At 63.3% G+C, this 23,796-nt stretch carries 22 protein-coding genes and 2 pseudogenes; 12 read left to right on the top strand and 12 right to left on the bottom strand.

The annotated features are described in order from the left end of the window. Nucleotides 1-3 precede the first annotated feature (3 nt). The 3 genes and pseudogenes from ACVWYI_RS15245 to ACVWYI_RS15235 all read left to right on the top strand — a co-directional run bounded on the left by ACVWYI_RS15245 (nt 4) and on the right by ACVWYI_RS15235 (nt 1,640). Nucleotides 4-570, top strand: coding sequence for a thiamine pyrophosphate-binding protein (locus tag ACVWYI_RS15245; protein WP_456662474.1), 567 nt, complete (start codon nt 4-6; stop codon nt 568-570). Nucleotides 571-581: 11 nt separating this feature from the next. Next, nucleotides 582-1,186, top strand: a pseudogene (locus ACVWYI_RS15240) (thiamine pyrophosphate-dependent enzyme). Between the two features lie 76 nt (nt 1,187-1,262). Beyond that, a complete protein-coding gene (locus ACVWYI_RS15235; RefSeq protein WP_456662473.1) occupies nt 1,263-1,640 on the top strand; it encodes a VanZ family protein in 378 nt (125 codons plus the stop codon). A gap of 42 nt (nt 1,641-1,682) precedes the next feature. Here the strand turns inward: ACVWYI_RS15235 and ACVWYI_RS15230 are convergent, their stop codons facing one another. From ACVWYI_RS15230 to ACVWYI_RS15195, 8 genes and pseudogenes are all read right to left on the bottom strand, one after another. After that, entirely contained in the window at nt 1,683-2,066 is a 384-nt protein-coding gene (locus ACVWYI_RS15230; protein ID WP_354044452.1) for a DUF1236 domain-containing protein, read from the bottom strand. A 99-nt stretch (nt 2,067-2,165) separates the two neighbouring features. Further along, the gene (locus ACVWYI_RS15225) at nt 2,166-3,068 is read right to left on the bottom strand and encodes a 2-hydroxy-3-oxopropionate reductase (protein WP_456662472.1); all 903 of its coding nucleotides are present in this window, start codon (nt 3,066-3,068) and stop codon (nt 2,166-2,168) included. A gap of 12 nt (nt 3,069-3,080) precedes the next feature. After that, nucleotides 3,081-3,866: a hydroxypyruvate isomerase gene (hyi, locus tag ACVWYI_RS15220; RefSeq protein ID WP_456662471.1), complete on the bottom strand. Its 786-nt coding sequence runs from the start codon at nt 3,864-3,866 to the stop codon at nt 3,081-3,083. Nucleotides 3,867-3,877: 11 nt separating this feature from the next. Then, the gene (gene gcl, locus ACVWYI_RS15215; protein WP_456662470.1) at nt 3,878-5,668 is read right to left on the bottom strand and encodes a glyoxylate carboligase; all 1,791 of its coding nucleotides are present in this window, start codon (nt 5,666-5,668) and stop codon (nt 3,878-3,880) included. A gap of 151 nt (nt 5,669-5,819) precedes the next feature. Continuing rightward, entirely contained in the window at nt 5,820-7,622 is a 1,803-nt protein-coding gene (locus tag ACVWYI_RS15210) for an adenine deaminase C-terminal domain-containing protein (RefSeq protein ID WP_456662469.1), read from the bottom strand. Nucleotides 7,623-7,706: 84 nt separating this feature from the next. Continuing rightward, nucleotides 7,707-8,499: pseudogene (locus ACVWYI_RS15205) on the bottom strand (NYN domain-containing protein). A gap of 108 nt (nt 8,500-8,607) precedes the next feature. Beyond that, entirely contained in the window at nt 8,608-9,456 is an 849-nt protein-coding gene (locus tag ACVWYI_RS15200) for an IclR family transcriptional regulator (protein ID WP_354044470.1), read from the bottom strand. 57 nt (nt 9,457-9,513) lie between these two features. Continuing rightward, nucleotides 9,514-11,643: an acetate--CoA ligase family protein gene (locus ACVWYI_RS15195; RefSeq protein ID WP_456662468.1), complete on the bottom strand. Its 2,130-nt coding sequence runs from the start codon at nt 11,641-11,643 to the stop codon at nt 9,514-9,516. 345 nt (nt 11,644-11,988) lie between these two features. Between ACVWYI_RS15195 and ACVWYI_RS15190 the strand changes: the two genes are divergently transcribed. The 4 genes from ACVWYI_RS15190 to ACVWYI_RS15175 all read left to right on the top strand — a co-directional run bounded on the left by ACVWYI_RS15190 (nt 11,989) and on the right by ACVWYI_RS15175 (nt 16,353). Beyond that, entirely contained in the window at nt 11,989-12,684 is a 696-nt protein-coding gene (locus ACVWYI_RS15190; RefSeq protein WP_247445015.1) for a GntR family transcriptional regulator, read from the top strand. Nucleotides 12,685-12,745: 61 nt separating this feature from the next. Continuing rightward, nucleotides 12,746-14,479 carry an oxalyl-CoA decarboxylase gene (gene oxc / locus ACVWYI_RS15185; protein ID WP_456662467.1) on the top strand — a complete coding sequence of 578 codons (1,734 nt, stop codon included), beginning with the start codon at nt 12,746-12,748 and terminating at the stop codon, nt 14,477-14,479. Between the two features lie 62 nt (nt 14,480-14,541). After that, nucleotides 14,542-15,819 carry a formyl-CoA transferase gene (gene frc / locus ACVWYI_RS15180; RefSeq protein ID WP_247350010.1) on the top strand — a complete coding sequence of 426 codons (1,278 nt, stop codon included), beginning with the start codon at nt 14,542-14,544 and terminating at the stop codon, nt 15,817-15,819. Between the two features lie 351 nt (nt 15,820-16,170). Then, nucleotides 16,171-16,353 (top strand): hypothetical protein, encoded by a 183-nt coding sequence (locus ACVWYI_RS15175; RefSeq protein ID WP_247444991.1) that lies wholly within the window; start codon nt 16,171-16,173, stop codon nt 16,351-16,353. Between the two features lie 66 nt (nt 16,354-16,419). On the opposite strand, the gene ACVWYI_RS15170 is transcribed toward ACVWYI_RS15175, so the two are convergent. The 3 genes from ACVWYI_RS15170 to ACVWYI_RS15160 all read right to left on the bottom strand — a co-directional run bounded on the left by ACVWYI_RS15170 (nt 16,420) and on the right by ACVWYI_RS15160 (nt 17,248). Next, nucleotides 16,420-16,644: a hypothetical protein gene (locus ACVWYI_RS15170; protein WP_247444992.1), complete on the bottom strand. Its 225-nt coding sequence runs from the start codon at nt 16,642-16,644 to the stop codon at nt 16,420-16,422. A gap of 54 nt (nt 16,645-16,698) precedes the next feature. After that, nucleotides 16,699-16,941 carry a transcriptional regulator gene (locus ACVWYI_RS15165; RefSeq protein ID WP_354107527.1) on the bottom strand — a complete coding sequence of 81 codons (243 nt, stop codon included), beginning with the start codon at nt 16,939-16,941 and terminating at the stop codon, nt 16,699-16,701. 97 nt (nt 16,942-17,038) lie between these two features. Beyond that, nucleotides 17,039-17,248 (bottom strand): cold-shock protein, encoded by a 210-nt coding sequence (locus ACVWYI_RS15160; RefSeq protein WP_007593324.1) that lies wholly within the window; start codon nt 17,246-17,248, stop codon nt 17,039-17,041. A gap of 464 nt (nt 17,249-17,712) precedes the next feature. On the opposite strand from ACVWYI_RS15160, the gene ACVWYI_RS15155 reads away from it, so the two are divergent. Further along, nucleotides 17,713-18,156: an SRPBCC family protein gene (locus ACVWYI_RS15155; RefSeq protein WP_456662466.1), complete on the top strand. Its 444-nt coding sequence runs from the start codon at nt 17,713-17,715 to the stop codon at nt 18,154-18,156. A gap of 126 nt (nt 18,157-18,282) precedes the next feature. On the opposite strand, the gene ACVWYI_RS15150 is transcribed toward ACVWYI_RS15155, so the two are convergent. Then, nucleotides 18,283-19,614: an Hsp70 family protein gene (locus ACVWYI_RS15150; RefSeq protein ID WP_354044491.1), complete on the bottom strand. Its 1,332-nt coding sequence runs from the start codon at nt 19,612-19,614 to the stop codon at nt 18,283-18,285. 299 nt (nt 19,615-19,913) lie between these two features. Between ACVWYI_RS15150 and ACVWYI_RS15145 the strand changes: the two genes are divergently transcribed. The 4 genes from ACVWYI_RS15145 to ACVWYI_RS15130 all read left to right on the top strand — a co-directional run bounded on the left by ACVWYI_RS15145 (nt 19,914) and on the right by ACVWYI_RS15130 (nt 23,764). Then, nucleotides 19,914-20,051 (top strand): hypothetical protein, encoded by a 138-nt coding sequence (locus ACVWYI_RS15145; protein ID WP_456662465.1) that lies wholly within the window; start codon nt 19,914-19,916, stop codon nt 20,049-20,051. 236 nt (nt 20,052-20,287) lie between these two features. Beyond that, on the top strand, nt 20,288-21,574 hold the full coding sequence (gene oxlT, locus ACVWYI_RS15140; RefSeq protein WP_247350002.1) for an oxalate/formate MFS antiporter: 1,287 nt from the start codon (nt 20,288-20,290) through the stop codon (nt 21,572-21,574). Nucleotides 21,575-21,829: 255 nt separating this feature from the next. Further along, complete coding sequence (gene oxlT, locus ACVWYI_RS15135) at nt 21,830-23,152, top strand: oxalate/formate MFS antiporter (RefSeq protein WP_456650618.1); 1,323 nt, start codon at nt 21,830-21,832, stop codon at nt 23,150-23,152. Nucleotides 23,153-23,335: 183 nt separating this feature from the next. Then, a complete protein-coding gene (locus tag ACVWYI_RS15130) occupies nt 23,336-23,764 on the top strand; it encodes a CBS domain-containing protein (protein WP_354107530.1) in 429 nt (142 codons plus the stop codon). The last annotated feature ends 32 nt before the right edge of the window (nt 23,765-23,796 follow it).

The following is a 23,796-nucleotide window of genomic DNA, read 5'->3' as shown; positions in this document are numbered from 1 at the left end:
GCAATGGCGATTGCGGAGCAACATACCTCGTCCGAGGCGGCGCAGACCTCCAGTGACAAGAGCTGGCACGGCATCGTCCTGCAAACCCTGAAGCGGAACGAGATCAGCCTCGTCCCTTACGTGCCCGACCGCGTGCTGACGCCGCTGATCAGGAACCTGCACGCCGATCCCTTCTTCACCACCTTTGCCACCGCCCGTGAGGAGGAAGCCGTCGGCATCGTCTCGGGCGCATGGATGGGCGGGCGGCGGGCTGCGGTGCTGATGCAGACCTCCGGCTTTGCCACGCTCGCCAACGTGCTGGCCTCGCTCGCGGTGCCCTACCAGATCCCGCTGATCATGTTCGTGTCCGAGCGCGGCACGCTCGGCGAGTTCAACTACGGCCAGTCGCTGGTCTGCCGCACCATGCGTCCGGTGCTGGATTCGCTGGCGCTCGAGCATCACACCATCACCCGGCTCGACGAGCTCGAATTCATCACCGACCGTTCGATCAAGCAGGCCGTCACGACACAGGCGCCGGTGGCGCTGATCCTCAACCCGCTGCTCACGGGCGGCAAGACTTTCGACAAGTGAGGCCGGCCCAAATGAATACAGACGCGCGCAACACCAAAGTGATGAACCGCTTCGACGTCACCTCGCGCCTGATCGCGAAACTCGAGCACGAGGAAGCCGTGATCGGCGGCATCGGCAACACCAACTTCGATCTCTGGGCCGCCGGCCACCGTCCGCAGAATTTCTACATGCTCGGCAGCATGGGGCTTGCCTTTCCAATCGCGCTGGGCGTGGCGCTGGCGCAGCCGGACCGGCGCGTCTTTGCGCTCGAAGGCGACGGCTCGCTGCTGATGCAGCTCGGCGCGCTCTCTCGACGATTGCGGCGTTGAAGCCTGAGAACCTCATCATGATCGTGATGGACAACGGCATCTACCAGATCACCGGCGCGCAGCCGACACCCGCCGCGAACGTGGCTGACATCGTCGCCATCGCCGCCGGGTCGGGGCTTGCCAACAGCGCCTGGGCCGCGGACGAAGAGGATTTCGAGCGGCTGGTCGAGGAAGCCATGGCGGCCTCCGGGCCGAGCCTGATCGCCGTCCGCATCGACGACAAGCCGGGCGTCGGCGCCACCCGGCGCGATCCCGTGCAGATCCGGGAACGCTTCATGCACGGCCTTGGCGTGCGCGAGGCACTTTAACGTTTCGTCATTAACCACACGGCGATCTGATCCCCGCCTCACTGCAGGCGCGGCAAATCCGTGCTAAGCGGGGCGTATGTCCATGTTCATCCGCTTTTTTGCCTGGCTGCTCGCAGCCGCCGTCACTTTCGCAACACTCGGCCCGCCCGGCCTGCGGCCCCGCTCCGACCTCGGCCAGGACGGCGAGCATGCCCTTGCCTTTGTTCTGGTCGGATTAGCCTTCGGCCTGGCTTACCGGAACCGTCGCTGGGCTGTGGCTGCCGCGGCGGTAATTCTGATCGGCGTGCTCGAACTGATGCAATTCTGGGCGCCGGGTCGGCATGCGCGGCTGGAGGATTTTTTGGTCGATGCCGGCACGGCCTGCATCGGGTTTGCGTTCGCGACCGCCGTCGATTGGGTCATGACACGCTTCCGCGCAAATTCGGCCCTGACGAGCGAAGGCCCCGCGGAGTGACGCTCCGCAGGGCCCAACTGTTCAAGCCTAGACTCTGATCGATCAGTCGATGATCTTGACGACGCGGCGTGTGCGCGGCTCGACGATCACGCGGCGATCATTGACGACTGCATAGCGATACTCGGTGTAATTCGGAACGGGGCGCAGCACAACGGTCGGCGGCAGCGGCTCGCCGACAACGACGCGATCCTCGACGACGACCGAATCGCTACGCGGGATTCCGCCCAGGATCGCATTCGGAATTTCCAGGCCGGCGCCGACCGCTGCACCGACGGTGCCGCCGACCATCGCGCCAACCGGACCGCCGATGTCGCCGCCCGCACGTGCACCGTTCGCAGCGCCCTCGGCGGTCGTCGACTGAGCAAAGGCTGCGCTTGACACCAGCAGCGACGCGGCAGCCAACGAAATCGCAAGACGGGTTTTCATGTCCTGATGTCTCCAGTGATTGTTGTGCGCCTTTAACCACGGGGCCGGAGCATTGTTCCGGTTCCCCGTAGCGAAAGACGCGCCAGATCCGGAGACGGTTTACCCCGTAACAGTTCGGGCCGCGGCGATCTCGTGGCCCGCCATCAGTTCCAGCGCCCGCACCATCGCCGAGTGATCCCAGTCCTTGCCGCCATGCGCGGTGCAGGACGAAAACAATTGCTGCGCCACCGCCGTGCTCGGCAACGACAGGCCGAGCGCGCGAGCGCCTTCAAGCGCGAGGTTGAGATCCTTCTGGTGCAGCTCGATGCGGAAACCGGGATCGAAATTGCGCTTCACCATGCGCTCGCCATGCACTTCGAGGATCCGCGACGAGGCAAAGCCGCCCATCAGGGCCTGCCGCACCAGTGCCGGATCGGCTCCGGCTTTCGACGCGAACAGCAGCGCTTCGCTCACCGCCTCGATCGTCAACGCGACGATGATCTGGTTGGCGACCTTCGTTGTCTGGCCGTCGCCATTGGCGCCGACCCGGGTGACGTTCTTTCCCATGCGGTCGAAGATTGGCTTCATGGTGTTGAAGGCGCGCTCGGGCCCGCCGACCATGATGGTGAGGCTTGCCGCCCTGGCACCGACCTCCCCGCCCGAAACCGGTGCGTCGAGATAATCCGCGCCGAGCGCCTCGATCCTCTTTGCGAACTCCTTGGTCGCCAGCGGCGAGATCGAGCTCATGTCGACCACGATCTTGCCCTTGGAGATGCCGCTCGCGACGCCGTCCGTGCCGAACAGCACGGCTTCCACATGCGGCGTATCGGGCACCATGATGATGACGGCATCCGCCTCCTCTGCGACCTCCTTGCTCGACTTGCAGGCAACGCCGCCAGCCGCGATCAGCTCCGGCGCAACAGGCGCGACGTCATGCAGGAGAACGCGATGTCCTGCGGCCAGAAGATGGCCGGCCATCGGCCGTCCCATGGTGCCAAGTCCGATGAAGCCGATGTCGATCATGTCCAAATTTCCTCAGGTCTCGAATGTCTGCGCCGCATGCCAGGATAGGCCTTCCAGCGTCGTGGTGCGCGGCTTGTACTCACAGCCGACCCAGCCGCGATAACCGATCGCGTCGAGATGGCGGAACAGGAAGGGATAGTTGATCTCGCCGGTGCCCGGTTCGTGGCGGCCGGGATTGTCGGCGAGCTGGATGTGGGCGATCTGGGGGAGATATTCCTGCATGGTACGGGCGAGGTCACCCTCCATGATCTGCATGTGATAGATGTCGTACTGGACGAACAGGTTGTTCGACCGCACCTCCGAGATGAGCTGCACGGCCTGCTCGGTGCCGTTGAGGAAGAAGCCGGGAATGTCGAGCGTGTTGATCGGCTCGACCAGCAGCTTGATGTTCTCCCGCGCCAGCGTCGAGGCCGCGAAGCGCAAATTCCCGACCAGCGTCTCGTTCAGCTCGCGCGGATCGGCGTCCACTGGCGCGATGCCGACGAGGCAGTTGAGCTGCTCGCAATCGAGCGCCTTGGCATAGTCGATGGCGCGAAACACGCCGTCGCGGAATTCGGCGACGCGATCGGGCAGGATCGCGATGCCGCGCTCGCCTGCGGCCCAGTTGCCGGCCGGCAGATTGTGCAGCACCTGCGTCAGCCCATGGCTGTCGAGCTGCTCGCGCAAAAGCGCCTTGTCGAAATCATAGGGAAAGAGATATTCGACCCCGGAGAAGCCCGCCGCCTTGGCCGCAGCGAAGCGGTCCACGAACGGCATCTCGTTGAAGAGCATGGTGAGGTTGGCGGCGAATTTCGGCATGATGCTGTTCCCTATTCCGCCGGCTGCAGCACGCCGGACCGCGCGCTCGCGACCTCGTCGAGCGGCAGATCCAGCACCTCCTCGAACTCGACGATGTTGTCGATCTCCGTGCCCATCGCGATGTTGGTGACGCGTTCGAGGATGAACTCGACCATCACGGGCACGCGGTACTTCGCCATCCATTCGCGCGCTGTGGCAAACGCGGCCTGCGCGTCCTTGGGATCGGTGACGCGGATCGCCTTGCAACCGAGGCCTTCGGCGACCGCGACGTGATCGACGCCGTAGCCACCGAGCTCGGGCGCGTTGATGTTATCGAAGGAGAGCTGGACGTGATAGTCCATGTCGAAGCCACGCTGGGCCTGGCGGATCAGCCCGAGATAGGAATTGTTCACGACGACGTGGATGTAGGGCAGATTGAACTGCGCGCCGACCGCGAGCTCCTCGATCAGGAACTGGAAATCGTAGTCGCCGGAGAGCGCGACGATGTCGCGATCCGGACACGCCGCGCGCACCCCGAGGGCGGCGGGCAGCGTCCATCCGAGCGGCCCCGCCTGCCCGGCATTGATCCAGTTACGCGGCTTGTAAACGCCGAGGAACTGCGCGCCGGCGATTTGCGATAGGCCGATCACGGAGACGTAGCAGGTGTCACGGCCAAAGGCCTTGGTCATCTCCTCGTAGACGCGCTGCGGCTTGATCGGCACGTTGTCGAAATGGCTCTTGCGCAGCATCGTCTTCTTGCGATCGCGGCAGGCCGCGGGCCACGCCTGGCGCTCGCGCAGCCTGCCTGACCGGCGCCACTCCCCGGCGACGGTGACGAACAGTTCGAGCGCGGCCTTCGCGTCCGAGACGATGCCGAGATCGGGATTGAACACGCGCCCGATCTGGGTCGGCTCGATGTCGACATGCACGAAGGTGCGGCCCTTGGTGAAGGTTTCGACCGAGCCGGTGTGGCGATTGGCCCAGCGGTTGCCGATACCGAGCACGAAATCGGATTCGAGCATCGTGGCGTTGCCGTAACGATGGCTGGTCTGGAGACCGACCATACCGGCCATCAGCACGTGGTCGTCGGGGATGGCGCCCCACCCCATCAGCGTCGGCACCACCGGAACATTCGCGATCTCGGCAAACTCGACCAGCAGGTCGGAGGCGTCCGCATTGATGACGCCACCGCCCGCCACGATCAGCGGCCGCTCGGCGGCGTTGAGCATCTCCAGCGCCTTCTCGACCTGCTTGCGCGTCGCGGTGGGCTTGTAGACCGGCAGTGGCTCGTAGGTCTCGTCGTCGAACTCGATCTCGGCGAGTTGCACGTCGAGCGGCATGTCGATCAGCACCGGCCCCGGGCGGCCGGAGCGCATCACGTGAAAAGCCTGGCTGAACACGCGGGGCACCAGCGCGGGCTCGCGCACGGTCACCGCCCATTTGGTCACGGGCTTTGCGATCGACTCGATGTCGACGGCCTGGAAATCTTCCTTGTAGAGCCGCGCCCGTGGCGCCTGCCCCGTGATGCAGAGGATCGGGATGGAATCGGCGATCGCCGAATAAAGCCCGGTGATCATGTCGGTGCCCGCCGGCCCAGAGGTTCCGATGCAGACGCCGATGTTGCCGGCCTTGGCCCGCGTGTAGCCCTCGGCCATGTGCGAGGCACCCTCGACATGCCGCGCCAGGATATGGCGGATCGAACCGCGCTTCTTCAGCGCCGAGTAGAGCGGATTGATCGCGGCCCCGGGAACGCCGAAGGCAGTCGAGATGCCTTCCTTCTCCAGAATTCGCACGGCAGCATCGATGGCTCGCATTTTCGCCATATCGGACCTCGCTCGGTTGCATTGGCTGAGCGAGATCATCGGGCGCGCAGGATACGATCTCAACGAGATCGATTTTATTTTCCACGATGCGGCAGCCGCGGAAAAAACGTGGCGGTCTCAATCGGTTAGGTCGAGAAACGCGTGAAAGCGCTCACTCGAACAGCGGCGCCAGCTCCATCTGCGGCACCAGCACGAGACCCTTGTCGGTGATGCGAATTTCCGGAATGACCGATAGCGGAATCAAATTGAAGCCCATGTAGGGGATGGTGCAGCCGGCCTCCGCCCATTCCTTCTTCAGAGCTTTGACCTCCTCGGCCACCTCCGTGACGCGCTTGTCGGACAAGAGCCCGGCGATTGGCAGCGGCACCAGCGCCCTCACCTTGCCGTCGGCGACGACACAGACGGCGCCCTGCTGTGCCTTGATGGCCGATACCGCCACCTGCATGTCGGCCTCGTTGGTTCCGGCAACGATGATGTTGTGGCTGTCGTGCCCGACGCTGGAGGCTACCGCCCCGCGCTTCAGGCCAAAATCCTTCAGCAAGCCATAGGCGACGTTGCCGGCCGATTTGCCGTGGCGCTCGACCACCGTAACGAAGCACAGGCCGTAGCGCGCAAACAGCGACGGCCAGTCTTTTGCGGGCTCGATCGCGATCTTCTCATGGATGAGCGTGATGCCGGGCAGCGCGGTCTTGATCGCGTTGACGGTACAGGCTTTCGCCGGCAACTCCGGCGTCAGCTTGACCTTCTCGGGCAGCTTCACGGTCGCATATGCCGCCCTCGGATATTGATAACGCTGCGACAGCGCCTGATCGAGCTTCGGCGTGATCTTACGGTGCTCGACCACGAGTTCGCCGCCGTACCAGGTGCATTGCGGCCTGAGATTATCGTCCATCAGCACCAGATCGGCGCGGCGGCCGCCGCCGAGCCCGCCGATATCGCCATCGATGCCAAAACGCGTCGCACCATGCAGCGACCCCATCGACCAGGCCTGCTCGGGCGACATTCCCGCCTTCACCGCCTCCCGCACTACCCAGTCGAGGCCGAACAGCAGCAGATCATCGGCGTCGCGGTCATCGGTGCACACGGCGGTGCGCTTGTGCGAGGCGCCGAGCTCGGTGATGGTGCGGATCGCCTGCGGCAGCGAGTGCCATGGCGTGGTCGGCGGGCCGCCGCGCAAAAACACCCAGACGCCGGCATCGAGCAAATCGTCGGCGATGTCGCGGTCGATCGCCTCATGGGTGTCGGTGACGCCGGATGCCGCATAGGCCGCGACGAATTCGCGGCCATAGACATGGCCGGACACCGGTCGCCCGCGCTTCAGGGCGGCGGCGAGGATGGCGTGGCTGCGTTCATCGCCCATGGTGACAGGCACAAAATCCATCTTCTCGCCGAGCCCGACTGCTTCCGGCCAGCGGTCGAACAGGCCGGCGATCTTGTCCGGCGTGAGGTCGCCGCCCGCAGTCTCCAGTGCGGCCGAGGTGGCCGGTACCGTGCTCGGCACCGTCAGGAAGATCGAAAGCGGGGCTTCGCGCGCGTCCTCCAACATGGCCTCAACGCCGGCGACGTCCATGACGTTGCCGATCTCGTGGCTGTCGCAGAAGATCGTGGTGGTGCCGTTGAGCAGTGCCGCCTCGGCATAGGCGCAGGCCGTCACCATCGAGGATTCGATGTGGATGTGCGGATCGACCAGGCCGGGCGCGATGATGCCGCCGGCGGCGTCGTACAGCGGCACGTCGCCGAAGAATCGCTTCGCAGCCCCCGCCGGCTTCACCGCCGCAATGCGCCCCCCGGTAATCCAGACCTCGCGGTTCGCGTGGATGCGCTCGGAATAGGTCGAGAGCACCCGCGCACCTGATATGACGAGATCGGGCGCGACGCGCGCGGAGGCGACATCGGCCAGACGCCGCGTCATCGCGTGCAGCGGCGCGACGGCAAAGCGGGTGAGTTTTGTCATGAGCGCTCTCGCGGGATGTTACGGCCCCGCGATGGTTACGCCCTGAGCCAGACCGGGCAAGCTCAAATATAACAGCACGCCTGCTTACGCCTTGGGTGGAACGCCTGCCGTCCCTGACCTTCTGCGCGGGTTCCGCGTTTTCGACGGTGGTGCGGCAGCGGGCTTGACCCGAATCCGCATCGACCGCCCCTTCGGCTCATCGATCTCGAAGGAGTTTGTCTTCCGCACGAGGTCACTCAGCTTGCGGAAACCGAACGTCCTCGGATCGAAATCGGACGCCAGATTGGCAAGCTGCCGCCCGACCTCCCCGAGCGTGACCCAGCCGTCTTCGCTCTCCATCTGGGTGATGACCCTCTTGATGATGGGGGTTGCCCCATCGGGCGGCTGAAGTGGCGCTGACCTCGCCGCCGCATCCTGCGTGTTCGCGGGGGCGGGAAGCAGGTTCTCCGTATAGACGAACCTTCGGCAGGCCTGCCGGAAGCTTTCCGGCGTCTTCTGCTCGCCGAACCCAAAGACATCGACGCCCTGCTCGCGGATACGGGCGGCAAGACGGGTAAAGTCGCTGTCGGACGACACCAGGCAGAAGCCATCGAACCGGCTGCTGTGAAGCAGGTCCATCGCGTCGATGACCAGCGTTATGTCGGATGCATTCTTTCCCGTCGTATAGGCGAATTGCTGCTGCGGGATGATGGCGTGTTTCGACAGGATGTCGGCCCAGCCCCTGGACCTGGCATTGGGAGAAATCGCCGTAGATACGGCGGACGCTGGCCTCGCCGATCTTGGCGATCTCCTCGAACAGTCCATCCGCGATCTTGGCCGAAGCATTGTCGGCATCAATCAGGACGGCGAGACGGGGCGAACGGAGCTCTGACGGCATGATTTTCCCCAAAAGGACGCGACAACGGTGGACGGATATACCGATGTCGGGGCTCTTGCCGCCAGACCTGATTTCTCCCGCAAGGTGGCGGTGGAGCGCAGGCCTGGCTCAACCCGGCTTTGCCGCCGGCATGACGCCGCCAAGCGCTGCCGTCAGTTCCGCCGCGACGTCCCGCACCACGCGGCCGATCTCGGGCAGCCGGGCGTCGGTGACGCGGCTGGTCAAGCCGGACACCGAGATCGCGGCGAGCGGCTCGGCGCTGGGGCTGTAGACCACGGCTGCGACGCAGCGCAGACCCATCTCGGCCTCTTCATCATCCACTGCAAAACCCTGCTTGCGGATGGTCGCGAGCTCCCTGAACAGATCGCTCGGTCGCACGATGGATTTCTCGGTCAGGCGTGGCATGCCGTGATGGCGGATGACGGCACCGACGTCCTCGTCGGAGTAGGTCGCAAGCACCGCCTTGCCGACACCCGATGTCACCATGGCGACGCGACCGCCGACCTTGGTCAGCGAGCGCATGATCTCGCGGCTCTCCATCCGGGTCAGCACGATGATGAACTCGTCGTCGACGACGGCGAGATTGGCGGTCTCGCGGGTGAGATCGCGCAGCTTGCGCAAATAGGGAATGGCCTGGGCGCTGAAATTGCGCCGTCGGGCAAAGCTCGCGCCGACCGTGAAGCTGCGCACGCCGACATGCCATTTGGATTCGGCGCGGTCGAATTGCACGAAGCGGCGGCTTTCCAGCGTCGCCAGCAGGCGATGCACGGTTGAGGCCGACAGGCCGGTGCGGACGGCGAGATCGCTGAGGCGATAGCCTTCGTCGTCCTCGGCCAGCGTCTCGAGGATCGACAGCGCGCGGCCGACGGACTGCACACCGCCGTCGCGCGCGTCGTGGTCTGCCTCCGATGACGATCGAGGCTCGAGCGATTTGCGCCGGATCACGTTCTTGCCCATCGCGACCTGACAATTGTCACCTCTCTCCGCGTGCGGATAGAGGTGAAAGTCCTCGTGTCAGAGCAGCCCTGCCCCGCGCGCCCATTTGTACTTGGCGCCCAGGACCTCGACCGGCAGTTCGGTCGAATAGGCATAGGCCGGGATGCCGTTCTGGTAGAGATATTCGGCGGCTTCCTCGACCTCGACGTCGCCGGCGAGCGAGGCGACGATCGGCTTCACAAAACCCTTCGCCTCCATCTCCTTCTTCACCTCGACCATGTTACGGGCGAACACCATCGGCGGCGTGACGATAGTGTGCCAGTAGCCGAGGATCAGCGAATGGATGCGCTCGTCCGTCAGGCCGAGCTTGACCGTGTTGACGTAGGTGATCGGCGGCTCGCCACCGGTGATGTCCACAGGATTTCCGGCCGCGCCGAACGGCGGGATGAACTTGCGGAAGGCCGCATCGAGATCCGGCGGCATCGACATCAGCGACAGGCCGTTGTCGACGCAGGAGTCCGACAGCAGCACGCCCGAGCCGCCTGCACCGGTGATGATCAGGACGTTTTCGCCCTTGGGCGTCGGCAGCACCGGCACGCCGCGCGCGAACTCGAGCAGCTGCCGCAGCGAGCGGGCGCGGATCACGCCGGACTGCGCCAGGACGTCCTCGTAGATCTTGTCGTTGCCGGCGAGCGCGCCGGTGTGCGACGAGGCTGCCTTCGCACCGGCGGAGGTGCGGCCGGCCTTGAGCACGATGACAGGCTTCTTCTTGGAGACGCGTTTTGCGGCTTCGGCAAAGGCGCGGCCGTCCTTGAGATCCTCGCAGTGCTGCGCAATCAGGTTGGTGTTCGGATCCTGCTCGAAGAAGGCGAGCAGATCGTCCTCGTCGATATCGGACTTGTTGCCGAGACCGACGATGGCCGACACACCCATTTTTGCCGAGCGCGAAAAACCGATGATGGCCATGCCGATGCCACCCGACTGCGATGACAGCGCCGCGTGGCCCTTGACGTCGTAGGCGGTGCAGAAGGTCGCGCAGAGATTGGCCGGCGTGTAGTAGAAGCCGTAGATATTCGGCCCCATCAGGCGGATGTCGTATTTCTTGCCGACCTCGACGATCTCGGCCTGGAGCTCCGGTGCGCCGGCTTCCGCGAAGCCCGACGGGATCAGAACCGCGCCGGGAATTTTCTTCTCGCCGCATTCGACGAGCGCTGCGGCCACGAATTTCGCGGGAATTGCGAACACCGCGGTATCGATCACGCCCGGCACGTCCTTGACGCTCTTATACGCCTTGTAGCCGAGGATCTCGGCGGCCTTGGGATGGATCGGGTAGATGTCGCCCTTGTAGCCGCCGTTGATGAGGTTCTTCATCACGGAATTGCCGATCTTGCCGTCTTCGGCCGAGGCACCGACCACCGCAACCGCCTTCGGCTGCATGATGCGGCTCATGGCCGCGACGATCTCTTCGGTCGGGCGCGGCTTCGGCTTGGGCACGTAAGCGAAGTCGACGACGATGCGGACGTCGGCGGCGATCGCGTCCTTGGCCGTGGCGAACACCGGGTTGAGATCGAGCTCGACCATCTCGGGGAAATCAGTGACGAGCTGCGAGACCTTGACGATGATATCCGCAAGCGCCGTGCGGTTCACCGGCTCGCCGCCGCGAACGCCCTTCAAAATCTCATGTGCCTGGATGCCGTCGAGCATCGACAGCGCGTCTTGCTTGGTCGCGGGCGCGAGGCGGAAGGTGATGTCCTTCAGGACCTCGACCAGCACGCCGCCAAGGCCGAAGGCAACCAGCTTGCCGAACGAAGCGTCGGTGATCGACCCGACGATCACTTCGGTGCCGCCGGCCAGCATCTGCTGCACCTGGACGCCCTCGATCTTGGCATCGGATTTGTACTTCTTGGCGTTGCCGAGAATGGTCTCGTAGGCCTTCTCGGCGTCTTCGGCCGTCTTGAGGCCGACGATGACGCCGCCGGCTTCGGTCTTGTGGAGAATGTCCGGCGAGACGATCTTCATCACCACCGGGAAGCCCATGGACGAGGCCATCTTGCCAGCCTCGCCGGCCGACTTCGCCACGCCCTCCTTCGGCACCGGAATGCCGTAGGCGTCGCAGACCAGCTTGCCTTCCGGCGCGGTCAGGCTGGTGCGGTTGTCCGCCTTGACCTGGTCAAGCACCTTGCGGACGGCATCTTTGGAATTGGACATGTGGCTTCTCCCTGGACCTTAGTTCTTTCTCAAAGCGCGCGCGTGTTGCGGCTGCCCGTGATGCTTGCCAATCGCCGCGCTCTGTTCCATGTCGCGGAACGGAGTGGCTTAAGCCTGAGACTACTCCGCAGCTTTGGATCAAAAATGGCTGGCGATGGCATTTGGTATGCCAGAAGCCAACTTGTCAAGCTGCAGCGCACCTTAGAATGCTGCAAAAAATAGGCAGCTTGACATCTTGGTATTTGGTATGCCAAAAACTTTCCGGTTAATATTCCTGTAAAAGACGACTCCCACTGGAGGAGATTCGTCGTGTCACTGCGGAAACCAACCAAGGCGTTGCCGAACATGGCCGAGGCAGATATCGCAATCGTTCGTATTGCCCCGGAGAGCAGCTTCAAGAACAAGGCGTATGACGCCTTGAAGCAAGCTATCCTCAAGATGGACATCTACTCGACGCCCGAGCCGGTGATGCTCGACGAGCGCGCGCTGTCCGAACGCCTGGGTGTGAGCCGCACGCCGATCCGCGAAGCCATCGCGATGCTCGAGCAGGACGGTTTCGTGAAAACGGTTCCGCGCCGCGGCATCATGGTGGTGCGAAGGACCAAGACCGAGATCGTGGACATGATCCGCGCCTGGGCGGCGCTGGAAAGCATGGCAGCCCGCCTCATCACCACCACCGCGCGCAAGAAAGATATCACGGCGCTGCGCGACTACTTCAAGGACTTTGGCAAGGACCGCCTGCCCGAGGATCACGTCGAGGAATATTCGCGCGCCAACATCGCCTTCCACCAGGCGCTGATCTCGCTGTCGGAATCGTCGGTACTGGTCGATCTCACCAACGACCTCCTGCTGCACGTGCGCGGCTATCGCCAGCTGACCATCGGACGCAAGGACCGCACCGCGACTTCGCTGCCCGAGCATCTCGGCATGATCGAAGCACTGGAAGCGCGCGACACCGAGCTCGCCGAGAAGCGCGCCCGCGACCACACCCTCGGCCTTGCTGCTTATGTCGAAGCGCACGGCCAGGAATTATTCAACTAGCAACGTTCACCAGAAGGGCGAAGCACTCGCCCCAGTAGCTGAGACCAGGGAGACAACGCCCATGCTGAATACCGCGACCAAGTCCGAAGCACCGGGCACCGAGCAGGAATTGACGGATGGTTTTCATCTCGTTATCGACGCGCTCAAGCTGAACGGCATCAACACGATCTATAATGTGCCGGGCATCCCGATTACGGATTTGGGCCGCATGGCGCAGGCGGCCGGTATTCGCATGATCTCGTTCCGCCACGAGCAGAACGCCGGTTATGCGGCGGGCATCGCCGGCTACCTCACCAAGAAGCCCGGTATCTGCCTCACCGTCTCCGCGCCCGGCTTCCTCAACGGTCTCACCGCGCTCGCGCACGCCACCACCAACTGCTATCCGATGATCCTAATCTCGGGCTCCTCCGAGCGCGAGATCGTCGACCTCCAGCAGGGCGACTACGAAGAGATGGACCAGCTCGCGATTGCCAAGCCGCTGTGCAAGGCGGCCTATCGCGTGCTGCACGCCCAGGACATCGGCATCGGTCTGGCCCGCGCCATCCGTGCCGCCGTCTCCGGCCGTCCCGGCGGCGTCTATCTCGATTTGCCGGCAAAGCTATTCGGCCAGGTGATGAACGCCGATGCCGGCCGGAAGTCGCTGGTCAAGGTGATCGACGCGGCTCCCGCGCAGATCCCCTCGCCCGCTTCGATCAAGCGCGCGCTTGATGTTTTGAAGAACGCAAAACGTCCGCTCATCATCCTCGGCAAGGGCGCGGCCTACGCGCAGGCCGACGAGGAGATCAAAACCTTCGTCGAGAAGAGCGGCGTCCCCTTCCTGCCGATGAGCATGGCGAAGGGCCTCCTCTCCGACACCCATCCGCTATGCGCAGGTGCTGCTCGCTCGACGGTGCTGAAAGAATCCGACGTCGTGCTGCTGATTGGCGCCCGTCTGAACTGGCTGCTCTCGCACGGCAAGGGCAAGAACTGGGGCGAAGCGCCCAAGAAGTTCATCCAGGTCGACATCGAGCCCAGGGAAATGGACTCCAACGTCGAGATCGTCGCGCCCGTCGTCGGCGACATCGGCTCGGTCGTCTCCGCCTTCAACCAGGCGATGGCTTCGGGCTGGACCGCTCCGTCGACCGAATGGACCAAGGCGATTTCGACCAAGCGTGAAGAGAACGTCGCCAAGATGGCGCCGAAGCTCATGAACAACAAATCGCCGATGGACTATCACGGCGCGCTCGGCGTGCTGAAGAACGTGATCAAGGATCACCCCGAGGCGATCCTCGTCAACGAGGGCGCCAACACGCTCGATCTCGCCCGCGGCGTCATCGACATGTACAAGCCGCGCAAGCGTCTCGACGTCGGCACCTGGGGCGTGATGGGCATCGGCATGGGCCAGGCGATCGCGGCAACGCTTGAGACCGGCCACCCCGTGCTCGCGGTGGAAGGCGACAGCGCGTTCGGCTTCTCCGGCATGGAGGTCGAGACCATCTGCCGCTACAATTTGCCGATCTGCATCGTCATCTTCAACAATGACGGCATCTATCGCGGCACCGACGTCAACGGCGCCAACGCCGATCCGGCGACGACGGTGTTCGTCAAGGGTGCGCGCTACGACAAGATGATGGAAGCCTTCGGCGGCGTCGGCGTGAACGCGACCTCGCCGGACGAGCTCAAGCGCGCCGTCAACGAGGCGATGGCCTCGGGCAAGCCGACGCTCGTCAACGCGGTGATCGATCCGGCTGCAGGTTCCGAGAGCGGCCGCATCGGCAACCTCAATCCGCAGAGCGTTCTGCAGAAGAAAAAGTAAGTCCCCCTTCAACCCTTTATTCCCTGCGGTTGGCAGGGGCAGACAGAGTACGGAGCAACACGATGACCAAGGCGCTTGAGGGCGTTCGCATTCTCGACTTCACCCACGTCCAGTCCGGACCGACCTGCACACAGCTGCTGGCCTGGTTCGGCGCCGACGTGATCAAGGTGGAACGTCCGGGCGTGGGTGACATCACCCGTGGCCAGCTGCAGGACATCCCGAACGTGGACAGCCTGTATTTCACCATGCTCAACCACAACAAGCGCTCGATCACGCTCGACACCAAGAACCCCAAGGGCAAGGAAGTCCTCACCGAGCTGATCAAGAAGTGCGACGTGCTGGTCGAGAACTTCGGCCCCGGCGTGCTCGACCGCATGGGTTTCCCGTGGGAAAAGATCCAGGCGATCAACCCGAAGATGATCGTCGCCTCGATCAAGGGCTTTGGTCCCGGACCGTACGAAGACTGCAAGGTCTATGAGAACGTCGCGCAGTGCACCGGCGGCGCCGCCTCCACCACCGGCTTCCGCGACGGTCTTCCACTGGTCACCGGCGCACAGATCGGCGACAGCGGCACCGGTCTGCATCTGGCGCTCGGCATCGTCACCGCACTCTATCATCGTACCCATTCCGGCAAGGGCCAGAAGGTCACTGCCGCGATGCAGGACGGCGTGCTCAACCTCGCACGCGTCAAGCTGCGCGACCAGCAGCGCCTCGCCCATGGCCCACTGAAGGAATACAGCCAGTTCGGCGAAGGCATTCCGTTCGGCGATGCCGTGCCGCGCGCCGGCAACGATTCCGGCGGTGGCCAGCCCGGCCGCATCCTGAAGTGCAAGGGCTGGGAGACCGATCCCAACGCCTACATCTACTTCATCACCCAGGCCCCGGTCTGGGAGAAGATCTGCGACGTGATCGGCGAGCCGACCTGGAAGACCGATCCGAACTACGCCAAGCCGGCCGTCCGCCTGCCGCGCCTGAACGAGATCTTCGGCCGCATCGAACAGTGGACGATGACCAAGACGAAGTTCGAGGCGATGGAAATCCTCAACAAGGACGACATCCCCTGCGGCCCGATCCTGTCGATGAAGGAGATCGCCGAGGACCAGTCGCTGCGCGCGACCGGCACCGTGGTCGAGGTCGACCACCCTACCCGCGGCAAGTACATCTCGGTCGGCAACCCGATCAAGCTGTCGGACTCCCCAAGCGACGTGGAGCGCTCCCCGCTGCTCGGCGAGCACACCGACGAGATCCTGCGCAGCGTACTCGGCTTCTCGGACCACCAGGTCGCCGACATTCACAAGTCCGGCGCGCTCGATCCGCCGCAGAAGCAGGCCGCGGAGTAAGCGGAGCTACCCGAGAAAACAGAAGGCCGCCGGTTTCGGCGGCCTTTTTGCTGGCGCCGAGATGAAGCATGTCGCGCAATCGGCACGTTTCCTGGGTTGACCCGCCAAAGCGAATAAGGACTAATCTCGGGGAACCGATGCGGCAGCCGGCCGTTGTTATCTCGACCGGTGTGCTCTCAAATGCGGGCGTGCCGCGGCCATAGCGAGTGACTGAACGCCTCGCAAAAGACCTGCATACCGATGAAGAACTGGCCGCCTTCTCCCTGGAAGGCGAGGCCTAATCATGCAGCATGCGAGAGGAAGGCGTCGCGTCCCGGTCGAACCACGAACGTTGATGAAAGTGAGGTCGAAATGTTGAAAGATCAATCCCCTGATCGCGCCAAGCGTGAAGCCAACAAGGCGTTCAAGCCAACCACAACCCAAAAGCCGGTGAATGATTATGCGAAGGACCAGAACTCCTTCAACGAGAACCGGGAGCGGCTGAAAGCCGAGCGATTGGCCCGCGAAGCCAAGCCGGGAAAAGATTCCGATTAGGAGCCGCTCTGAACCAGCTTCCGATCGCAAACGCGCTGGAAGCCTGGCATCGAAATCGACCCCGATCTAAAGCATCGAGAGCACGACGATCCCGTCTACAAGCTCGCCTAGGGCCAGCCGAGTCCGCGCGACGCGCTCTAATTCCGTTCGGTTCTTTTGAAGATAGCTGAAGGCCTGCTTCTGCGTCAGGAACGTGGTGGCAAGTCGACACATTTGCCGGCCCGCGCCAAGCGCGAGAAAGAAAGTGATTGTGCCACCGCTGTCCGACTTGATTCTAGGCACGACCCGCACTCTTTGGCATGTGACCGGCCCTCTCCAGATTTTCGTCGGCGCTTTTAGTGCCGGCTATGGCGGCAGCTTCTTCTTGCGCTTCGCGGGGACAGGCGCCGGCAACGACGCTTGAAGGGTCGCGTCGGCCGCTTCCTTGGCCCGGCGCAGCTCTCGAAGCCGCGCCATGTTCTTGCGAACATCGACGGCTTGCTTTTCGGCATCCGCCATGGCTCGCACGCCTTCTTCGGCAGCCAAACGCTGACGATTGGTGCGCGCTATGGCTTCAGGTGATGGTTCGGCCGATTTCCTGGCGCTCATTATTCACCCTGCTCTGCAACAGACAAAACCCGCTCAATCCTGGGATCGAGCGGGTGGCGTGGCCGTTTCAGTACATCCGTGAAACGGCACCAGGGCTTTAAGCCAGCGAGAGATTCTCTGCGCTGACCTTGCCCCGCATCTTGTCGGTCTTGAGCTCGAAGTTGACCTTTTGGCCCTCTGCGAGACCCGCAAGACCAGCCCGTTCGACCGCGCTGATGTGAACGAACACATCATTACCACCGTCGTTCGGCTGAATGAATCCAAAGCCCTTCTGGCCGTTAAACCACTTCACAGTACCTGTTGTCATTTTCTTCTCCAAAGCGCATACGCGCGCGCCCCGCGCGATAGGCACGCAGAACCAAGTCAATTCGTCGATGTCTATGGAAAAGGAGCCCGCGGGCGCATTCAACAAGGCACCAGCGGCTGAACGAACAGCTCTAACGTATACCACATCTGCCTCATTTGCAAGGCTTGGGCGGATTCCAAGGCGCTTGGCCAGCCTTCATGGCTCGGCCAGCCTTCAAGGCTTGGCCGGAATCAAGGATTGGCCGGACCCCATGCCTCAGGAACTCGACGGCGAGATACGCCCGCGTCAGGACGGACGGAGTAGGCATGATGCCGCAGGATGGCGCCAGTATGCCAGCTCTCGCCAGGGATCCCTATAGAACTTCGAGACGCCCTGTCGGATCGGAAGTATCTCGTTCGTCATCTAGACATGAATGGGCAATAGACGCTGAGGTCGAGCCCGGCGATTCATGAGGAAGAACGATCATGCCCAGCACTGTCCGCCTGCACCGCGTTCTCTCGACCAGCCCCGAGAAAGTCTATCGCGCTTTTCTGGAGGCGGATGCGCTGGCGAAATGGCTTCCGCCGAATGGCTTTACCTGCACCGTGCATCATTTCGAGCCGAAGGTCGGGGGCACGTTCAAGATGTCGTTCCGTAACTTCACGACGGGCAACAGCCACGCCTTCGGCGGCGAATATCTCGAGCTCATCCCCGGCGAACGTCTCCGCTACACCGACAAGTTCGACGACCCCAATCTGCCGGGTGAGATCCAGGTGACGGTGTTGCTGAAGAAAGTATCCGTCGGCACCGAGGTGGATATCACGCAGGCCGGCGTTCCCGACGTCATCCCGCCGGAGGCCTGTTATCTCGGCTGGCAGGAGTCGCTGCGGAATCTGGCGAAGCTCGTCGAGCCCGAGATCAACCAGTAGCGTCCCACGCGGAGCCGAGCGCGCGCCAAAGGCGGGCGTCTCGAAGGATGGGCGGCAGAGAACAGCCTTGAATGCGATAGTCCTGTCCGGAAGCGGGGCAAGCGATCGAGCCCAGTCTCACAGCGCTTACGCGCCCACTCTCGACTCCAGCCCGCCGCTTGCGGTCCAGCGCTCCGGGTCGGGGCTGTGTCCGATCAAGGCCAGGCCGTAGGCAATCGACTCGAACTGGTCGCCCGACATCAGCCGTTCGTTGCCGAACCGCTCGGCGAACAGTTTTCGGACAGCGGGCACGAAGGACGTGCCGCCGGTCAAAAACACCTTCTCAATTTCGCGCGCGGTGATGCCGGCTTCGCCCAGCACCTTGTCGACGGTGGCCCCGAGCCTCGCGATATCGTCGGCAATCCAGGCTTCAAAATTCTTCCGTGTAATGGTCGAGCCAATGTCGACCCCGCCGCCCTTGAAGCGGAACTCGACCTGATCCTGCGCCGACAACGCGACCTTGGCGTCGGACACCGCGCGGTACAGCGAAAAGCCGAGGTCGAGATCGACGATGGTGATGAAGTCCTCGAGCAGAGCCGGCTTCACCGCGGTGCGCGCAAGGTCCCGGAGCTCGCGCAGGTCGCCGTTGCTCTTCATCATCGCGAGCTGATGCCAGCGCGCGAGATTGGTGTAGTGGCCGGTGGGGATCGGCAGCACCTTGTCGAACGAGCGGAAGCTGGAGCCTTTGCCGAGGCGCGGCGAAACGACATGGTCGACGATGCGGTAATCGAAGGTGTCGCCCGCAATGCCGATGCCGGCATGGCCGAGCGGCTCGGCACGCAAGCTGCCGCCTTTGCGCGAGAAACGCATCACGGAGAAATCGCTGGTGCCGCCGCCAAAATCCGCGACCAGCACGGTGGCGTCGCGCTCCAGCCGGCGGGCGAAGGAGAACGCGGCGCCGACCGGCTCGTAGACATAGCGCGCGTGACCGGCGCCAAGGCGCTCGAACGCGGCCCGGTAGCGCTGCATCGCCAGCGCTTCGTCGGGATTGCCGCCGGCGAAGCGCACCGGGCGGCCGACCGTGATGGTCGACGTCTCGAAGCCGAATTTGTCGCCGCCATGGCGCGCCAGCGTCCGCAGGAACGCCGCCAGAATATCCTCGAACTTGTAGCGCTGCCGGAACACCTGGGTGGTGTTGAAGCTCGAGCTCGCCGCGAAGGTCTTGAACGACTGGAGGAAGCGGTAGACGTGGCGCCCTTCGAGGAACTGCTCGATCGCCCAAGGGCCGCCTTCGGCCTGGGCCCCGGCTCCCGGCCGGTCCTCCCAGAAGCACAGCGCCGAGACAAAGACGCTGTGGCGCTGTCCGCCATGGTCGAAACGGATGGCCTCGACCCGGCGGTCGTCCGCTGCAATGGCTACGACCGTGTTGCTGGTCCCAAAATCGATGCCGATCGAGACGGCGGGCGAGGCGCTCGACATGAACCACTCTGACAGATGATTGGAAGGGGGCAGACCACTAACGGCTTTGCCTTGCCCTGCCAAGACCTTGCCCTGCCAAGACCTTGCCCTGCCAAGACCCTGCCGGACCGCCAAACACCGCGTTTCGGCTGTCCAGGAGGACGTTAAGCGCGAAACGGCCCCATTAACCCGCGTTATGTTGCAATGCGGGATATCGCATGCTGCCATGCAATGGCATGCATAGACAGTGGCATCTGGTATACATAGATTGCCCTTCGAAATGAGACAGCAATACTGACCGTCTTAAGAAAGGATTTCCGATGTCCAAGACCGCTGCCGTCACTCTCGCACCGTCCTCCTCGCTGTTCGCTCGCCTGATGGCCACGATCGACCGCCTCCTGATGGCGAGCGCCGAGATTTCGAATCACAACGGCGACCTCCCCCGTTTCGGCCTGTAAGCCCGCGCTGCCGAGCAGCACGACGGTTTCAGACCGGCTCGCATACTACTTTTGATGAATGGCCCCGCAGGACGGGGCCATTTCTACTTGTGCTGGCCTGAGTCACAGCCGCAACCGGTCAAGGTGCTGCGGCATTTGCGCACGGTGACCGGACCAGCGCTTGAAGCTTGGCATAATGCATACAAGAATGCCGTTCCAGCGCTCGCAGAAAAATGAGAGGCGCCACGGGAGGCTTTATGACGGACATGGTGCAAGCAACCGCCCCTACAGCTGCGCGCGTTAGCGACACGTATCGCTGGACGCAACTGGCGGTCGGGGTCGGGGCGATGGTGATGATCGCCAACTATCAATACGGCTGGACGTTCTTCGTCCCCGACATCCAGAAGAAATTCGGCTGGGATCGCGCGTCGATCCAATGGGCCTTCACACTGTTCGTGCTGTTCGAGACCTGGCTCGTGCCGGTCGAAGGCTGGTTCGTCGACAAATACGGCCCGCGCCTCGTCGTGCTCATCTGCGGCGTGCTGTGCGCCATCGGCTGGGCGATCAATGCCCAGGCCACCACGCTCAACGGCTTCTATCTCGGCATGATCATCGCGGGCATCGGCGCGGGCGGCGTCTATGGCACCTGCGTCGGCAACGCGCTGAAATGGTTTCCTGACAAGCGCGGCCTTGCCGCCGGCATCACGGCTGCCGGCTTCGGCGCGGGCTCCGCGCTCACGGTCGCGCCGATCCAGGCCATGATCAAGGATAGTGGGTTCCAGACCACCTTCCTCTATTTCGGTCTCGGCCAGGGCATCGTCATTTGCATCCTCGCCTTCTTCCTGCTCGCGCCGAAAGCAGGTCAGGTGCCGAGCGTGGTCGCGAACGCCGCGCTGGTGCAGACGCGCCGCAACTACCAGCCGACCGAGGTCCTGCGTCAGCCGATCTTCTGGCTGATGTACTTCATGTTCGTGATCGTCGGCGCCGGCGGCCTGATGGTGACGGCGAACCTGAAGCCGATCGCGCTCGACTGGAAGGTCGACAACGTGCCGGTCACGCTGATGGCGGTGACGATGACCGCGGTGACTTTCGCGGCCACGATCGACCGCGTGCTCAACGGCCTGACGCGTCCGTTCTTCGGCTGGATCTCCGACATGATCGGACGCGAGAACACGATGTTCATCGCCTTCGGTATGGAAGGCATCGGCATCTGGATGCTCTACCTCTGGGGCCACGATCCGCTCTGGTTCGTGCTGCTCTCGGGCTTCGTGTTCTTCGCCTGGGGTGAGATCTACTCGCTGTTCCCCTCGACCTGCACCGACACGTTCGGCGCCAAGTTCGCGACCACCAATGCGGGCCTGCTCTACACGGCGAAGGGTACGGCCTCGCTGCTGGTCCCGATCGGCAACTACATGCAGCAGTCGTCGGGCAGTTGGGACCACGTGTTCATCATCGCGGCCGGCGCCAACATCCTGGCCTCGGCGCTGGCGATCGCGGTGCTCAAGCCCTGGCGCAAGGTCGTGGTCGCGCAATCGACTATCTGACACACGCTCCAAAAGCGCTTCTTGCGCAAAACGCCCGGCCTCAGGCCGGGCGTTTTCGTTTTGCGCGAAGCTTTCGCGAGCCCAATTTTTCCCAATGGAACCCGCCTTTTGTCACCAGGGCGCCAAGTTAGGGCTTGCAATCTGGAATATGGTATACCAAGGTCCCGGCCGCGCTTGCGACGATAAGCCACAATATTGCGACATCAGGTCATCTTGCAACCGGTGTCGAACAGACAGGCGCTTGGGAGGTTCTTGATGATTTCCGGCACCGACGGCGCCGTCACGGCCGCGCCCCTTCGCACAGGTTTCCGTTGGCTCCAGCTCGTCATGGGCATTGTCTGCATGGCGATGATCGCCAATCTGCAATACGGCTGGACGCTGTTCGTCGATCCGATCGATCACACGCACCACTGGGGCCGCGCCGCAATCCAGCTCGCTTTCACCATCTTCGTCGTCACCGAAACCTGGCTGGTGCCGATCGAGGCCTGGTTCGTCGACAAATACGGCCCGCGCCTCGTCATCATGTTCGGCGGCGTCATGATCACGCTGTCGTGGATTCTCAACTCCTACGCCGATAGCCTCACTTTGCTCTATGCGGCCGCGATCATCGGGGGCATGGGCGCGGGCGCGGTGTACGGCACCTGCGTCGGCAACGCGCTGAAGTGGTTTCCCGACCGCCGCGGCCTTGCCGCCGGCGCAACTGCCGCCGGCTTCGGCGCAGGCGCCGCGCTCACCATCGTGCCGATCGCGACCATGATCGCAACGAGCGGCTATCAGCACGCGTTCTTCACCTTCGGCATCGGCCAGGGCGTGATCGTCTTCGTGCTCGCCTTCTTCATCCAGCCGCCGCGGATTTCGATCCCGCCGAAGAAGAGGCAGCTCAATCTGCCGCAGACCAAGATCGACTTCACCCCGCCGCAGGTGCTGCGCGCCCCTATTTTCTGGGTGATGTATCTCGTCTTCGTCATGGTCGCCTCCGGCGGCCTGATGACCGCGGCGCAGATCGCCCCGATCGCGCACGACTTCAAGATCGCCGACACGCCGGTGACGCTTGCAGGCTTCCAGATGGCGGCACTGACGTTCGCGATCTCGCTCGACCGCATCTTCGACGGTTTCGGACGCCCCTTTTTCGGCTTCGTCTCCGACACGATCGGCCGCGAGAACACCATGTTCATCGCCTTCGGCACCGCCGCGCTGATGTTGCTGACGCTGTCGTCCTATGGCCACGTGCCGGTCGTCTTCGTGCTCGCGACCGCGGTCTATTTCGGCGTGTTCGGCGAGATCTACTCGCTGTTCCCCGCCACCTGCGGCGACACCTTCGGCTCGAAGTTCGCAACCACAAACAACGGCATGCTCTACACCGCGAAGGGCACGGCATCCCTGCTCGTTCCGCTCGCCAGCGTGATCTCGGCGACGTACGGGTGGAAAGCCGTGTTCGTGGTCGCGGTGGCGCTGAACGCGACGGCGGCGCTGATGGCGCTGTTCGTGATCAAGCCGATGCGCCGCTCCTTCATCCTCGGCAAGGAAGCCGAGAGCGTCAACGCCGCGACGGCTAACGCCAAGACCGAGACGGCGTAACGGCCACACATCTTGCTCGGTTGAGACAGGGGCGCAGCGATGCGCCCCTTTCTTTTTTGTTTTTGGGGAACGGCAAACGTCAGCAGTGCTGCCGCAAGATTTTTCGGATCAGCCAAATCCAACGCTTGACCATTGGCATTATGTATACCACACTTGCTCCAACATTCACCCAGGGAGGTTGCAATGCTGGTCGGAGACATTCTGCGCAAGAAGACACCGCGCGTTGTCACGGTGCGAATGAACGAAACGGTGGGTATCGCCGCCAAGCTGATGCGCGCCAACAATATCAGCGCACTGGTGGTGAAGGACGTGGTCCGCTCCGAGGGTAACACCGCGGTCGGCATGTTCACCGAGCGCGACGTCGTGCGCGCCGTCGCCGAGCACGGCGCCAATGCCGTCAACGTCAAGGTCTCGCAGCTGGTCTCGGTGCAGCAGCTCGTGTCCTGCACGTCGAGCGACACGATCGAGCACATCCGCCATCTGATGAACCAGAATCACATCCGCCACCTGCCTGTCATCGACGATTACAGTCTGGTCTCGGTCGTCAGCATGCGCGACATCGCCGCTGCCATGGACGAAGCGATCAACCGCACGCCGCAAGCAGCAGCCTGAAGGCGTCGCCGCACTTCCTGAAACTGCAGCCA

The organism is Bradyrhizobium sp. LB13.1, from assembly GCF_054056815.1.
The sequence above is the reverse complement of the archived record's forward strand: the minus strand, read 5'-3'. Positions and strand labels throughout refer to the sequence as shown.